Below are 15,818 nucleotides of genomic sequence, written 5' to 3' on the forward strand. Positions count from 1 at the left end.
TTTACACACCAAGCCTGATTAACCGTCACTCGGTGGCGCCGGTCAGACCCTGATCCTGTCTCGATGGTGCTGGCACAGCGCCCCGCCCCTATATCAAGCCTGATCAACCATCCCTCGGTGGTGCCGGTCAGGCCCTGATCCTGCCTCGATGGGACTGGCACAGCGCCATCCCCATATGCCAAACCTGATCCACCATCATCCGCTCGCCCCAGTCAGGGGTAAGGGAGCCTCATACATCCCTGTTCGGCACCGTTATGGAACTCGCCATGACGACCATGGTGATTTTTACTTATCTTTAATTATTTTTACCCCGTTTTACTTAACATTTAGAGTGTAATCGTTTACACCTGTGTGAGCAGGATCGCCGTTTCCCATATCAAACTCTCCTACACTGCATACGTTTTCATATTCATGACTCAATGCAGGGAGAGAGAGGATGCTCAGGGAGATCTTGGCCCGTCAGGATTGGCAGACCCAGGCGATTACATCCGTCAACCGGTTGGCCGCCCATACCCCCCTGTCCAGCTGGCGCAGTGAGGCCGATGCGCAGGTAGGGCTTCCCTCGTCATCGCGTCTACTGCTGGACGGCGATTGGCAGTTCTCTTTCTTCGAGGCGCCCGAGCAGGTGCCAGATGCCTGGCTGAACCAGGATCTGCCCGCTGCGACCGGCATCAGGGTGCCGGGCAACTGGCAGTTGCAGGGGTTCGATCGCCCCATCTACACCAATATCAAGTACCCCTTCGCCTGCGATCCCCCCAGGGTGCCGGCGCTTAATCCCACCGGCTGTTACTCTCGTGAGTTTGAACTGTCTGCCGACTGGCTGGCCAGCGGCCAGACCCGCATCATCTTCGACGGGGTGGACAGCGCCTTCTATCTGTTCTGCAACGGCCGCTGGGTCGGCTACTCACAAGACAGCCGGTTGCCCGCCGAATTCGATCTGACCCCCTTCCTGCAGGCTGGCTCAAATCGCCTGGCGGTACTGGTGCTGCGTTGGTCTGATGGTTCTTACCTCGAAGATCAGGACATGTGGCGTCTGAGCGGCATCTTCCGCTCCGTCAGCCTGCTGCATAAACCGGCGCGCCATCTGCTGGATGTGCGCGTCACACCACAGCTGGATACCTGCTATCGGGATGCCCGCCTCAAGCTGGAGGTGCAGGTCAACGAGGGTGCCGGGCTGGCGGTGGAAGCGAATCTCTATCTGGGCAATGACCTGATTGCCAGCCGGTGTCAGCCACTTGGCACGGCTCCCATCGATGAGAAGGGGGCTTACGGCGACAGGAGCGAGCTGTGGCTGACGGTTACCTCGCCGCATAAATGGAGCGCCGAGACCCCTCACCTCTATCGACTGACCCTGACTTTGCAGGACGAGCAGGGCTCGCCCATCGAGAGCGAGGCCTATGACGTGGGCTTTCGGACGGTGGAGATCAGTGGCGGCCTGCTGCGGGTCAATGGCCAACCCTTGCTGATCCGTGGCGCCAATCGCCACGAGCACGATCCGGCCCTGGGTCATGTGGTGACGCCCGCCGCCATGGAGCAGGATCTGCTGCTGATGAAGCGCAATAACTTCAATGCGGTGCGCTGCTCCCACTACCCCAACCACCCCGATTTCTATGCTCTGTGCGACCGGCTCGGCCTCTATGTGGTGGACGAGGCGAATCTGGAAACTCACGGCATGACCCCCATGGGGCGGCTGGCGCGGGATCCCGCCTGGAGCAGTGCCTTCCTCGAGCGGGCCACCCGCATGGTGGCGCGGGACTTCAACCATCCCAGCATCATCATCTGGTCGCTGGGCAACGAGTCCGGCTATGGCCCCGCCCACGATGCCATGTATCAATGGGTCAAGGGGAGCGATCCGAGCCGGCCGGTGCAGTATGAGGGCGGCGGCGGCGACACCCCGGCCACCGACATCATCTGCCCCATGTACGCCCGTACCCATCAGGATCAACCCTTCCCGGCGGTGCCGAAATGGGCGCTGGCCAAGTGGATCGGCCTGCCAGGGGAGACCCGCCCGCTGATCCTGTGTGAATACGCCCACGCCATGGGCAACAGCCTGGGGGGCTACGTCCACTACTGGCAGGCGTTTCGTGACCATCCGCGGCTGCAAGGTGGCTTCGTCTGGGATTGGGTGGATCAGGGGCTGGACAAAGCCACCGAGGATGGCCGCCACTTCTGGGCTTACGGCGGTGACTTCGGTGACACCCCCAACGATCGCCAGTTCTGCTGCAACGGCCTGCTGTTCCCGGACAGGACGCCTCACCCCGCGCTGGCCGAGGCCAAGCGTGCCCAGCAGCCGTTTGTGTTGGCCTTGCTGAGCCAGGCACCGCTGAAGGTCGATGTTCGCAGCGAGCATCTGTTCCGTGCCACCGACAACGAGCTGCTGCGCTGGCAGCTGCAAGAAGACGGCCGGGTGCTGAGCCAGGGTGAATACCCACTATCCCTGACGGCGCAGGGCAGTGTGACCCTGACCCTGTTGGAGCAACTGCCGCGTTTCAAGGCCGGCACGCAAGCCTGGCTGGACGTCGCCATAGTGCAGCCTGCCGCCACCGACTGGTCCGAGGCGGGGCACGAGGTGGCCCGTCAGCAGTTTATTCTGCCAACCCCCCTGGCATTACCAGCGGTATTGGACTGCGCCACTGTGAGTGAGCAGTCGGATCATTGGGTGATTGCCACCTCAGGCAGTGAGTGGCATCTGGACAAGGTCAGTGGTCGTATCCGCAGTTGGTGCAAACAGGGCCGTGAGCGGCTGCGAGACGCCATCGGCGATCATTTCTATCGGGCGCCGCTCGACAATGACATCGGCACCAGCGAAGCGGATCACGCCGATCCCAACGCCTGGATTGCCCGCTGGCAGGTCGCCGGGCTGGGCGATCTGCAGCATCGCTGCCTCGACCTGGTGGTGAGCCCGGAGCAGGGGACGGCGGTGGCTCGGCACGGTTACTTCGTCGGTGAGGAGCTCAAGCTGCTGACCCGCTGGCACCACCAATTCAGCGCCGACGGCGCCATGGCGCTTCGCATCGAGGTGGAGGTCGCGGCCAGCATGCCGTCATTGCCACGTATCGGTGCCTTGCTCTGGCTGTCGGACGCTGCAGACGAGGTGAGCTGGCTGGGGCGCGGCCCTCATGAGAATTACCCGGACAGGCTGCTCGCCGCCGACATCGGCCGCTGGCAATTGCCGTTCGACGCCTTGCACACCCCTTATGTGTTCCCGACCGACAACGGGCTGCGCTGCGACACCCGCCAACTGCAGCTGGGGGATCTCGCCATCGACGGCCAGTTCCACTTCAGCGTCAGTCGCTACAGCCAGCAGCAGCTCGCGCTGGCGCGCCATCAGACCGATCTGGTGGCCGAGGGCGGTCTGCACCTCTGCCTCGACGGCTTCCACATGGGCGTGGGCGGCGATGACTCCTGGAGTCAGAGCGTGCGACCCGAATATTGGTTGCGACCAGGGAGCTACTATTGGAACTGTGTTCTACGCTGAACCAGACACCCTCACTGACATCAAAATGAACCAAAAGAGTCTCAGTTATTGTTAAGTCGTTAATATTTAATGAGTTTAGTGCTGTGTAACAGAGTGTAAACGTTTTCATTTTGTCGTCAGGATCACAGAACATCGGACAACAAACTGATTACATTAGGCTCGCGCCAGTTCATATGGTGTACAGCATTCCCTACAAAAACAGACATAGAGATCGGAGCATAACAATGAAAAAACTCACGACAGTTGCCGCCCTGCTGATGGGACTGACGGCAGGCGCTACTGCCCACGCTGATACTCGTATCGGGGTAACTGTATACAAGTACGACGACAACTTCATGGCTGTGGTACGCAAGGCCATCGAGAAAGAAGCCGTGGCCAACCCGGGCGTCGAGCTGCTGATGAACGACTCCCAGAACGACCAGTCCAAGCAGAACGATCAGATCGACGTGCTGCTGGCCAAGGGCGTGAAAGCACTGGCCATCAACCTGGTTGACCCGGCGGCGGCCCCTGTCGTGATCGAGAAGGCCCGTGCCGACGAGATCCCCGTGGTGTTCTACAACAAGGAACCGAGCGCTGCGGATCTGGCCAGCTATGACAAGGCCTACTACGTGGGTACCGACTCCAAGGAATCAGGCATCATCCAGGGCCAGCTGATCGCCAAGCACTGGAAGGCGCACCCGGAATGGGATCTGAACAAGGATGGCGTCATCCAGTTCGTGCTGCTCAAGGGCGAGCCGGGCCACCCGGATGCCGAAGCCCGTACCACCTATGTCATCAAGACCCTGAATGACGGCGGCCTCAAGACCCAGCAGCTGCACATGGATACCGGTATGTGGGATACCGCCATGGCCAAAGACAAGATGGACGCCTGGATCTCCGGCCCGAACGCCAACAAGATCGAAGTGGTCATCGCCAACAACGACGGCATGGCAATGGGCGCTGTTGAATCCCTTAAGGCCCAAGGCAAGACCGCCATCCCGGTGTTCGGCGTCGATGCCCTGCCGGAAGCCCTGGCCATGGTCAAGAGCGGCGCCATGGCAGGTACCGTGTTGAACGATGCGGCCAACCAGGCCAAGGCGACCTTCGAGCTGACCAAGAACCTGGCGGAAGGCAAACCGGCCGGTGAAGGCACCAACTGGAAGATCGACAACAAGGTCGTCCGCGTTGCCTACGTGGGTGTAGATAAAGACAACCTGTCTCAATTCGAATAATTCCCTCCCTCTGGGCAAGGGAGACCCCCTTGCCCTCTGTTTCAACCCGATGTGATGGCTGATATGACAACACGGCAACAATCAGAATGGCTGTTGGAGATGATTGACGTCAGTAAGAGCTTTCCTGGCGTCAAGGCACTCGATAATGTCAATTTACGGGTCCGTCCTCATTCTGTGCATGCGTTGATGGGCGAGAATGGCGCAGGGAAATCCACGCTGCTCAAATGCTTGTTCGGCATCTATGAAAAGGATGAGGGCAAGATCTTCTTCAAGGGCGAGGAGATCAACTTCACCTCCTCCAAAGAAGCCCTGGAAAATGGCGTCTCCATGGTGCACCAGGAGTTGAACCTGGTATTGCAACGCACCGTGATGGACAACATGTGGCTCGGCCGCTACCCCACCAAGGGCTGGTTCGTCGACCACGGCAAGATGTATGAAGACACCAAACACATCTTCGACGAGCTGGACATCGACATAGACCCACGGGTCAAGGTCGCGACCCTCTCCGTCTCCCAAATGCAGATGATCGAGATCGCCAAGGCGTTCTCCTATGACGCCAAGATCGTCATCATGGATGAGCCCACCTCGTCCTTGACCGAGAAAGAGGTCAATCACCTCTTCAAGATCATCAACAAGCTCAAGGACAAGGGCTGCGGCATTGTCTACATCTCCCACAAGATGGAAGAGATCTTCCAGCTGTGTGACGAGATCACCATATTGCGGGATGGGCAATGGGTGGCCACCCAGCCGCTCAAAGGCATGACCATGGATCAGATCATCGGCATGATGGTCGGCCGGGAACTGACCCAGCGCTTCCCGGAGAAAACCAACCAGCCGAAAGAGGTGATCCTCGAGGTCGAGCACCTGACGGCCAAGAACCAACCCTCCATTCAGGACATCACCTTCGACCTGCACAAGGGGGAGATCCTCGGCATCGCCGGGTTGGTGGGGGCCAAGCGTACCGACATCGTCGAGACCCTGTTCGGCATTCGCGATCGCAGCGGTGGCACCATCAAGCTGCACGGCAAGGCGGTGGCGAACCACAACGCTCATGAGGCTATCCAGAACGGTTTCGCGCTGGTGACCGAGGAGCGTCGCTCCACCGGCATCTACTCCCGTCTCGACATCGCCTTCAACTCCCTGATCGCCAACATGGACAGCTACAAGAGCTCCATGGGGTTGCTCAGCGACAACAAGATGAAGAGCGATACCCAGTGGGTCATCGACTCCATGCGGGTCAAGACACCGACCCAACAGACACAGATCGGCTCCCTGTCTGGCGGCAACCAGCAGAAGGTCATCATCGGCCGCTGGCTGCTGACCCAACCCGAGATCCTGATGCTGGACGAACCGACCCGCGGCATCGACGTGGGGGCCAAGTTCGAGATCTATCAGCTCATTCTGGAGCTGGCGAAGAAAGACAAAGGGATCGTCATCATCTCGTCCGAGATGCCGGAATTGCTGGGGATCACGGACAGGATCCTGGTCATGAGCAATGGCCGGGTCGCGGGGATCGTCAACACCAAAGAAACTGACCAGAGCGAGATCCTGCGCCTGGCATCTCTGTACCTATAAGACAGGAAGACATTTATGGAGTCGGCTAAAAATTTCAATCTGATGCGGGCGCTCAAAGAGAACGGCATCTATGTGGTGTTGCTGGTGTTGCTCATGGTCATCGTGATCAAGGAACCCTCCTTCCTGAGCCTCACCAACTTCAGCAACATCCTGACCCAGTCCTCGGTGCGGGTCATCATCGCCCTCGGGGTGGCGGGCATCATCATCACCCAGGGCACCGACTTGTCGGCCGGTCGCCAGGTCGGTCTGGCGGCGCTGATCGCGGCCACCATGTTGCAGGCCCTGACCAACGTCAACAAGGTGTTCCCCAGCCTGGGTGAAGTGCCCATTCCGGTGGTGATCCTGCTGGTCTGTGCCGTGGGTGCGCTGATAGGGCTGGTCAACGGCCTGATCGTGGCCTACCTGAACGTGACCCCCTTCATCACCACCTTGGGCACTATGATCATCGTCTACGGCATCAACTCGCTGTACTTCGACTCAGTAGGTGCATCGCCGGTGGCGGGTTTCGATCCTCGTTTCTCCAGCTTCGCGCAGGGATTTATCCGGATAGGGGGCTTTAAACTATCGTATCTGACCTTCTATGCGGCCATCGCCAGCGTGTTCGTCTGGGTGCTGTGGAACAAGACCCGCTTTGGCAAGAACATCTTCGCCATCGGCGGCAACCCGGAAGCCGCCAAGGTGTCCGGCGTCAACGTGGCCGTCAACCTGGTGATCATCTATGCCCTTGCCGGCGTCTTCTACGCCTTCGGCGGCATGCTGGAAGCGGGTCGGGTCGGCAGTGCCACCAACAACCTGGGCTTCATGTATGAGCTCGATGCCATCGCGGCCTGCGTGGTGGGCGGGGTGTCGTTCGCCGGCGGTGTGGGCACCGTGGCCGGGGTCATCACGGGGGTGCTCATCTTCACCCTGATCAACTACGGCCTGACCTACATCGGCGTCAGCCCTTACTGGCAGTTCATCATCAAGGGCGGCATCATCATTTTGGCGGTCGCGCTGGACTCCATGAAATACGCCAAGAAGAAGTAAGCGTTGGCAGAGAGGGCTGGAGCAATTCCGGCCCTTTTTCTTTGGAGGGACCCATTCCATGCCATTCAAACTCAAGATCAATGTCCTCTTGCTGCTCGCCATCCTGGTCACCATCGGCACCGCCTGGCTCAGCGTCAATCACTTCATCAGCGGTTACATCCGCACTCAGGCCACCCAGAACATCAACGAGCAGATCACCCTGGTCAAAGAGAAGCTGGCGGGCGACATCAACCAGAAGGTACTGCTGGCCGCCAACCTCAACCTCGGGGTAACCAGCGTCAAGAAGGCGCTGCAAGAGACCGGCTTTCACAATATCGTCAAACTGATCGGCGACATGGCGTTCGACGTGAACGGGGTTATCGACGATCCGGCCAGGGTCGAGACGTTGCGCAAGTTGATCCCCGCCGCCAACAACCAGATCACCGTCGGCTCGCTGGAGCAGCTGGATGGCAAGCCCGTCATCTCAATCCTGGTGCCGCGCGGCGCCGATTCCGCCTACCTCTATTACCTCGACATGAGCGAGTTCAAGACGTTGCTGGAGAAGGTGAGCGGGGAGGGGCGTTACTTCTCCCTGACCGACAGTCAGGGCAAGGTGCTCTACAGCAGCAAGCCGCAGGGGGAGAGCGAGGCCCGCCCTAATCAGTTCGATATCCGCGGCAGCCAGTGGACCCTGACCGGTTACGTGGATTTGGACTATATCCGGGCCATGACCCAGGCACTCAACGGCAAGATCACCCTGGCGCTGCTCGGAGTGGCGGCGCTGGTGTTGCTGCTGTCTGTGGTAGCGCTCAATCTGGCCTATAGACCCATCCTCTCCCTGCGGGATCTGGTACAGGAGCTGTCTCAGGGGAGCGGCGATCTGACCCGCCGCCTGACCGTGACCGGCAAGGACGATCTCGGCCAGATCTCGAGTGGCATCAACCGTTTCATCGAGCGACTGCAGGAGATGATGGGGGAAGTAAAAGAAGCCAGCGGGCAACTCCATGACGGCATCTCGGGCTTGGCTAGGCAGACTGGGTCGGCCCAGGGCCTGCTGGCCGAACATGTGCGCGAGACGGAGCAGGTGGTCACCGCCATCAACGAGATGAGCCGTACCGCCGTCTCGGTATCGGAGAGCGCGGCCAGCACCGCCGAGCTGGCTGGCCAGAGCCAGCAGCTCGCCAGCCAGTCGCGGCAGGTGGTCGATCAGGCCATGGCCAGTGTGACGGCGCTGGTGGCCGAGGTGGAAACCACCGCCAACTCCATTGCGGCCATGCAGCAGGATGTGCAGCAGATAGGCTCCATCCTCGGGGTCATCGGCAGCATCGCCGAGCAGACCAATCTGCTGGCGCTCAACGCGGCCATCGAGGCGGCCCGGGCTGGCGAGCAGGGCCGTGGCTTCGCGGTGGTAGCCGACGAGGTGCGCTCCCTGGCCGGGCGCACCCAGCAGAGCACCGCCGAGATCCAGACCATGCTGACCCGGCTGCAACGGGGCACCCAGACGGTGGTCGCGGCCATGGGTAACACCCGCCAGAGCTGTCAGGACGCGGCAGAGAACACTAGCAAGGTGAATGCGTCGCTGGATCTGATGGCGGGGGAGGTGGTGGAGATCAACGATCTCATCAGCCATATCGCCACCGCAGCGGAACAGCAGAGTGCGGTCGCCGAGGAGATCAACCGCAACATGAGCGCCATTGCCGAGGTGATCACCCAACTCAAGGGTAATGGTGAACAGACGGTGGACAGCTCAACCTCGATGCAGCGTACCTATGACAGGCTGAGGGAGATAGTGGGGCACTTTCGTTTGCAATGACTGGCTGCAATGATCGCCGGTAAGACAGTATTGAGTATCAGATGGCCGGAGCAGATCCGGCCTGAATTGCGGAAAAGGCTGGAAAATGGACAAAAAAGATGGGGGCGACTTGCGTCGCCCCCGATAGTCTTATCGCTCATGTCCTTGAACGAAGTTGCTCCCTGCAATCCCTGACTATACCTCTTCCTTTAGGTTTCCCCTTCCCAATCCTTTGGGGTGTCCTTTAGCCATCATGGCCTGACGAGTCATCCATTCCCGTCGCACTTTCTCCGTCCTGGGAGGTGTCCTTTACCACATCCTGTGGTTAGTCCATTTGCCCAACCCTGGCAGCCAGTCTTCCTGACCGACTTCATTGCGTCCGTGCAGGAGTAACTATAAGGATTTCCCGCAGGACGACAACGACATGCTGAAAAACGTTTTTATCCAACTCGTTTCTCAAGAAACTGGAATGATGCTTTTTTGTTAAGAATCATTTAGTTGTGATTTTATTATGCCGATTTTTTGATCCAGTCTTCCGACTATAGCGGGATCTTTGCAGGTTGTTTACCTACAAGTGGAATGGCGAATGTCTTACGCGCCGTTTAACTGAGGTTCAGGAAAGTCACAGAGGCCAGAGCCGTTCGCAGATATGTGTGCCCCGGGCTTACCAACAGGCATCCAAAATAGTCTCGGTCAATGGGATAGGTGTTGCCGCTGCGAACCCTCATTGGGTGGCAGTCATGGCGCTGCCTTATATGGCATAGCTTCATATGGCATAGCTTCATGCGGCATAGCGTCGAAGTAGGAGTCATTGAGGTGAGAAAGAGGGGGAAAGGCTCGGGCTATTCGGTTGGGATGCGCGGTTTACTGAGGGTTGGCTTGGTGCGATGGCCTGGATGAAACCGCGGATTGCTTAGCCTCTCAGACAAGCCAAGAGGAGGATACCTCCCCTTGGGCTTTCGCTTCAGTAGTGCTGGCTGCCGCCATACCACTGACACACATACGCGGGAACCAGCATCTGAGGTGCCTGGCCGACATGGCACACCACCAGGGGAATGGCGGGGGCCCCCTGAGCGCTGACCAATGCAGGACTCATGGACAGAACCAGGGCGACGAGCAGCAACAGCGATTTGATCTTCATGGCTATCTCCTTGGTGACAGGACTCGGTGTGATCCAGATCACTTTCTGAGTTAAGCCGAGCCGTTGAGTCATGCAAGGTGTCGAGATAAATTCAACTAATGAAAAAAGTTTAAAAGGAAGAAAAGATGGCGTTGCCTGGATCTGGCTGACCAAGATGCGAACCGAGTGCATATTCATCTAAAAGACGATATGTCAGCGCCATTGCCAGAGGGCCTTGCCAGGCGGCTTCACCTGAATTCCATGATCTGGAACAAGAGATGGATTATTCAGCCGAGAGTTCAATTATGACTTTTTATGTCGTCAGGTTGCCCGCCAATATTGGGGAGAAATTCATACATTTGCATATAAAATTCAATATCTAATCAATAACTCGCTATCACATTGAATTTAATGGATTTTATTATCTTTAAGTATCCCTTTGTAGATAGTGATAATGAATGAAATTGGCGATTCAATGAAATTAATGGAGGGTTTTTTGATTATCGATTCAGCGGCAATGGAGGACGAATTGTCATTTATGTCGGTGCTATCAAAAATTAAGTTCTGATTTTATTCAGTTCTGAGTGAATGTGATCAATGTCTAAGTTTGGTGTGATTTGCAGGTCTAACCTCGGTCTCGAAAGGCAAGGGCAGGATAGAACACAAGCTGAGTACCCTACATAAAGAATATCCCGCCTTAGCCACGAGCATGAATAGAAGGAATCTATTCAATCACTCGCAGGGACCACTGCTAGACGGAATATAATCATGAGCAAATTTTATGTAGGTTCTGAAGTTGGCCAATTGCGCCGTGTCATGTTGCACCGCCCCAACCTCAGCCTGAAGCGTCTGACGCCCTCCAACTGCCAGGACCTGCTATTCGATGACGTCTTGTCGGTGGAACGTGCCGGCCAGGAGCACGACAAATTCGCTCAAGTGCTGCGCGATCAGAATGTCGAAGTCTTCCTGCTGACCAATCTGCTGGCCGAAACCCTGGATGTGCCGGAAGCCAAAGCCTGGCTGCTGCAACATCAGGTCTCCGATTATCGCCTTGGCTCTTCTCTTGCCAACGACGTGCGCTGCTTCCTGGCGGACATGCCACACCGCGAGCTGGCCCGCATCCTCTCCGGCGGCCTGACCTACTCCGAGATGCCTTACAGTGGCGTCAACATGGTAGTCGGCATGCATGCCCCGACCGATTTCATCATCGAGCCGCTGCCCAACCACCTCTTTACCCGTGACACCTCTTGCTGGGTCTACGGTGGCGTCTCCATCAACCCCATGGCCAAGGCCGCTCGTCGCCGCGAGACCAACCATGTGAAGGCCATCTACCGCTGGCACCCGCAGTTTGCCGGTCAGGACTTCATCAAGTACTTCGGTGACGAGGATCGTGACTACGACAACTCCACCATCGAAGGCGGGGACGTGCTGGTCATCGGCCGCGGCGCCGTGCTCATCGGCATGTCCGAGCGCACCACGCCACAAGGGGTCGAGCACCTGGCTCGCAGCCTGTTCAAACACGGTCAGGCCAAGCAAGTCATCGCCATGCAACTGCCGAAACACCGCAGCTGCATGCACCTCGACACCGTCATGACCCACATGGACATAGACACCTTCTCCGTCTATCCGGAAGTCATCCGCAAGGATGTGAACTGCTGGAGCCTGACCCCGGGCGGTGCCACCGGCATGAACATCAAGGAAGAAGGCTACTTCGTGACCGCCATCGAGAAGGCGCTGGGTGTGGATCAGCTGAAACTCATCACCACCGGTGGCGACACCTTCGAGGCCGAGCGTGAGCAGTGGAACGATGCCAACAACGTGCTGACCGTGCGTCCTGGCGTGGTCGTGGGCTACGAGCGCAACACCTACACCAACGAAAAATACGACAAGGCCGGCATCACTGTGCTGTCCATCCCGGGCGAAGAGCTGGGACGTGGCCGCGGCGGCGCTCGCTGCATGAGCTGCCCGATGGAACGTGACGGCATCTAACCAGACGGCGTGGCGCCGGCAGAGGCTGGCGCCACACAGACTCACACTCGAGATCAACCTTATGAAAAAACCAACTGTCGTCGTCGCCCTGGGGGGCAATGCCCTGCTCCGTCGTGGCGAGCCGCTTGAAGCTGACATTCAGCGCAAGAACATCGCCACCGCCGCCAAGACCATCGCCCTGATCGCCCAGGAGTACAACGTGGTGCTGGTGCATGGCAACGGCCCGCAAGTCGGCCTGCTGGCCCTGCAAAACAGCGCCTACACCAAGGTCGCCCCCTATCCGCTGGATGTGCTGGGCGCCGAGTCTCAGGGCATGATCGGCTACATGCTGATCCAGGAACTGAAAAACCTGATGCCGAGCCGCAACGTCACCGCGCTGCTGACTCAGGTACAGGTCGACCCCAAGGATCCGGCCTTTGCCAATCCGACCAAGTTTATCGGTCCCGTCTATGACGAAGCCGAAGCCCGCGCCCTGGCTGCCGAGAAGCAGTGGAGCGTCAAGGCCGACGGCAAGTTCTTCCGCCGTGTGGTGCCGTCCCCGCTGCCCCAGCGCATCGTCGAAGGCGACGCCATCGAAACCCTGATCGCCCAGGGGCACCTCATCATCTGTACCGGTGGTGGTGGCATTCCGGTGACCTGGGATGGCCAGTGTCTGACCGGTATCGAAGCCGTCATCGACAAAGACATGTCTGCCGCCTACCTGGCCAAGCAGATCAAGGCCGACGCCCTGCTGATCCTGACCGACGCCGATGCCGTCTACCTGGATTGGGGCAAACCGACCCAGCGTCCGCTGCGGATCACCAGCCCGGATGAGCTGGCTGGCGTCCAGTTCGATGCAGGCTCTATGGGGCCCAAGGTCGAAGCGTCCTGTGAATTTGTCAAAGCGACCGGCGGCATGGTCGGGATCGGCTCCCTGGAAGATGGTCTGGCCATCCTCAGAGGCGAAGCCGGCACCAATATCGTTGCCACCAATACCGTGAATGTCTGAGTCGTTGAATAACTGCGTAGTTAACAACACTGCCCAAATTGGTTTGAACAAATTAATAGAGAGAACTCATCATGGCCTTTAATCTGCGTAACCGTAACTTCCTGAAACTGCTGGACTTCACCCCGCGCGAAATCCAATTCATGATTGACCTTGCCATCGACCTGAAGAAAGCCAAATACGGTGGCTATGAGCGCAAGCATCTGACTGGCAAGAACATTGCCCTGATCTTCGAGAAGACCTCTACCCGCACCCGTTGTGCCTTTGAAGTGGCGGCCTTCGACCAGGGCGCCCAGGTCTCCTACCTTGGCCCAAGTGGTTCCCAAATTGGTCACAAGGAGTCCATGAAGGACACCGCACGCGTCCTCGGCCGCATGTATGACGGCATCGAATACCGTGGCTATGGCCAGGAAATCGTCGAAGAGCTGGGTGCCCACGCTGGCGTCCCGGTCTGGAACGGCCTGACCAACGAGTTCCACCCGACCCAGATCCTGGCCGACTTCATGACCATGCTGGAGCACGGCAAGGGCAAGCGTCTGGATCAAATCAAGTTCGCCTACCTGGGTGATGCCCGCAACAACATGGGTAACTCCCTGATGGTCGGTGCCGCCAAGATGGGCATGGACATCCGCCTGGTTGCCCCCAAAGCCTTCTGGCCAGAAGAAACACTGGTCGCCCAGTGCCGCCAGATCGCCGAAGAGACCGGCGCCCGCATCACCCTGACCGAAGATGTGAAAGAGGGTGTGCTGGGTACCGACTTCCTCTACACCGACGTTTGGGTCTCCATGGGTGAAGCGAAGGAAGCCTGGGATCAACGGGTGAAACTGATGACTCCTTATCAGATCAACATGGATGTCATCAACGCCACCAAGAACCCGGATGTGAAATTCATGCACTGCCTGCCTGCGTTCCACAACGATGAGACCACCATGGGCAAAGAAGTGGCCGAGAAATATGGCATGAAGGGTCTGGAAGTGACCGAGGACGTGTTCGAATCCGAGCACAGCATCGTGTTTGACGAGGCCGAAAACCGGATGCACACCATCAAGGCAGTGATGGTTGCTACGCTGGGCGACTAAGGTCGCAGTAGTGGTGCCGGGGGGTGACCCCCGGCTTTTCGACCATGTGACAGCGGCATAATACCTCGAACCCTACGACCCGCAGATTGCATGGATACCGCAGAAGGAAGCTGGACCATGACCAAATTCAAATTCCCGTCAGCCTACACGATATTGTTTGTGCTGATCGCCCTGGTGGCCGCCCTGAGCTGGGTAGTGCCGGCCGGCAAATACGACATGGTAATGAACGAAGCCCTCGGCAAGGAAGTGCCGGTGGCGGGTACTTACAAGCTGGTGGAGGGCAATCCCCAGGGGATCGTCGACGTGCTGTTGGCACCCATCGACGGCCTCTACAACCACGATACCTATGAGGCTGGCGCCATCGACGTCTCCCTCTTCATCCTGATCATCGGTGGCTTCCTTGGCATAGTGACCAAGACCGGTGCCATCGATGCCGGCATCGAGCGCGTCACCGATCGACTGCGCGGCCGCGAGGAGTGGATGATCCCGATACTGATGGCACTGTTCGCCGCAGGGGGCACCATCTACGGCATGGCCGAAGAGTCGCTGCCGTTCTACACCCTGCTGGTGCCGGTGATGATGGCCGCCCGCTTCGACCCGGTCGTCGCTGCCGCCACCGTGTTGCTCGGCGCCGGTATCGGTACCCTGGGCTCCACCATCAACCCGTTCGCCACAGTCATCGCCGCCAACGCCGCCGGTATCTCCTTCACCGACGGTATCTGGCTGCGTGTCGCCATGCTGGTGGCCGGCTGGCTGCTGTGTGTCGCCTATGTGATGCGTTACGCCAAGATGGTGCGCAACGATCCGAGCAAATCGCTGGTGGCTGACAAGTGGGATGAGAACCGTGCCCACTTCCTCGGCAACAAGAGTGACGAGATGCTGGAGTTCACCCTGACTCGCAAAATCGTGCTGGGTATCTTCGTCGCCGCCTTCGCCGTGATGATCTACGGTGTGGCCGTGCTCGGCTGGTGGATGGCGCAGATCTCCGGGGTGTTCCTGGCCGCGGCCATCATCGTCGGTGTCATCTCCCGCATGAGCGAGGAGGAGCTGACCACCAACTTCATCGACGGTGCCCGTGACCTGCTCGGCGTGGCCCTCATCATCGGTATCGCCCGCGGTATCGTGGTGGTGATGGACAACGGCATGATCACCCACACCATCTTGCACAGTGCAGAAGGCATAGTGACCGGCCTCTCCACCGTGGTGTTTATCAACGTGATGTTCGTGCTGGAACTGGTGCTCTCCTTCCTGGTGCCGTCTTCCTCTGGTCTGGCGGTGCTGACCATGCCGATCATGGCGCCGCTCGCCGACTTCGCCAACGTGGGTCGCGAGCTGGTGGTGACCGCTTACCAGTCTGCCTCCGGCCTGGTGAACCTGGTGACTCCGACCTCCGCCGTGGTCATGGGTGGCCTGGCGATTGCCAAGGTGCCTTATGTGCGCTGGCTGAAGTGGGTGGCCCCGCTGCTCGGCATCCTGACCGTGCTGATCGTGGTCTGCCTGAGCCTGGGGGCGCTGCTCTCCTAAGCAAGCACCCCATATCGACACCAAACGGGAGCCGCTGGCTCCCGTTTTTTATTGCGTCTG

General features: G+C 58.7%; 10 protein-coding genes. 9 read left to right on the top strand and 1 reads right to left on the bottom strand.

The genetic code is table 11. The features are described 5' to 3' along the window. Positions 1-436 precede the first annotated feature (436 nt). The 5 genes from BN1137_RS14520 to BN1137_RS14540 all read left to right on the top strand — a co-directional run bounded on the left by BN1137_RS14520 (position 437) and on the right by BN1137_RS14540 (position 9,082). Positions 437-3,478 carry a beta-galactosidase gene (locus BN1137_RS14520; RefSeq protein ID WP_050719297.1) on the top strand — a complete coding sequence of 1,014 codons (3,042 nt, stop codon included), beginning with the start codon at positions 437-439 and terminating at the stop codon, positions 3,476-3,478. 224 nt (positions 3,479-3,702) lie between these two features. Next, positions 3,703-4,689 carry a galactose/glucose ABC transporter substrate-binding protein MglB gene (gene mglB / locus BN1137_RS14525; RefSeq protein WP_050719298.1) on the top strand — a complete coding sequence of 329 codons (987 nt, stop codon included), beginning with the start codon at positions 3,703-3,705 and terminating at the stop codon, positions 4,687-4,689. 54 nt (positions 4,690-4,743) lie between these two features. Next, positions 4,744-6,264 carry a galactose/methyl galactoside ABC transporter ATP-binding protein MglA gene (gene mglA / locus BN1137_RS14530; protein WP_050719299.1) on the top strand — a complete coding sequence of 507 codons (1,521 nt, stop codon included), beginning with the start codon at positions 4,744-4,746 and terminating at the stop codon, positions 6,262-6,264. Positions 6,265-6,279: 15 nt separating this feature from the next. After that, entirely contained in the window at positions 6,280-7,290 is a 1,011-nt protein-coding gene (mglC, locus tag BN1137_RS14535) for a galactose/methyl galactoside ABC transporter permease MglC (RefSeq protein WP_050719300.1), read from the top strand. A 58-nt stretch (positions 7,291-7,348) separates the two neighbouring features. After that, positions 7,349-9,082, top strand: coding sequence for a methyl-accepting chemotaxis protein (locus BN1137_RS14540; protein WP_050719301.1), 1,734 nt, complete (start codon positions 7,349-7,351; stop codon positions 9,080-9,082). A 943-nt stretch (positions 9,083-10,025) separates the two neighbouring features. Here BN1137_RS14540 and BN1137_RS22485 read toward each other — a convergent pair. Further along, positions 10,026-10,202, bottom strand: coding sequence for a hypothetical protein (locus tag BN1137_RS22485; protein ID WP_157433775.1), 177 nt, complete (start codon positions 10,200-10,202; stop codon positions 10,026-10,028). 747 nt (positions 10,203-10,949) lie between these two features. Here BN1137_RS22485 and arcA point away from each other — a divergent pair. The 4 genes from arcA to BN1137_RS14560 all read left to right on the top strand — a co-directional run bounded on the left by arcA (position 10,950) and on the right by BN1137_RS14560 (position 15,758). Continuing rightward, on the top strand, positions 10,950-12,170 hold the full coding sequence (gene arcA / locus BN1137_RS14545; RefSeq protein ID WP_050719302.1) for an arginine deiminase: 1,221 nt from the start codon (positions 10,950-10,952) through the stop codon (positions 12,168-12,170). Between the two features lie 61 nt (positions 12,171-12,231). After that, entirely contained in the window at positions 12,232-13,158 is a 927-nt protein-coding gene (gene arcC, locus BN1137_RS14550) for a carbamate kinase (RefSeq protein ID WP_050719303.1), read from the top strand. A gap of 71 nt (positions 13,159-13,229) precedes the next feature. Beyond that, positions 13,230-14,234 carry an ornithine carbamoyltransferase gene (gene argF, locus BN1137_RS14555; protein WP_050719304.1) on the top strand — a complete coding sequence of 335 codons (1,005 nt, stop codon included), beginning with the start codon at positions 13,230-13,232 and terminating at the stop codon, positions 14,232-14,234. A 117-nt stretch (positions 14,235-14,351) separates the two neighbouring features. Next, positions 14,352-15,758 carry a YfcC family protein gene (locus tag BN1137_RS14560; protein ID WP_050719305.1) on the top strand — a complete coding sequence of 469 codons (1,407 nt, stop codon included), beginning with the start codon at positions 14,352-14,354 and terminating at the stop codon, positions 15,756-15,758. Positions 15,759-15,818 lie beyond the last annotated feature (60 nt).

The organism is Aeromonas tecta, from assembly GCF_000820185.1.
GTDB classification, from domain to species: Bacteria; Pseudomonadota; Gammaproteobacteria; order Enterobacterales; family Aeromonadaceae; genus Aeromonas; species Aeromonas tecta.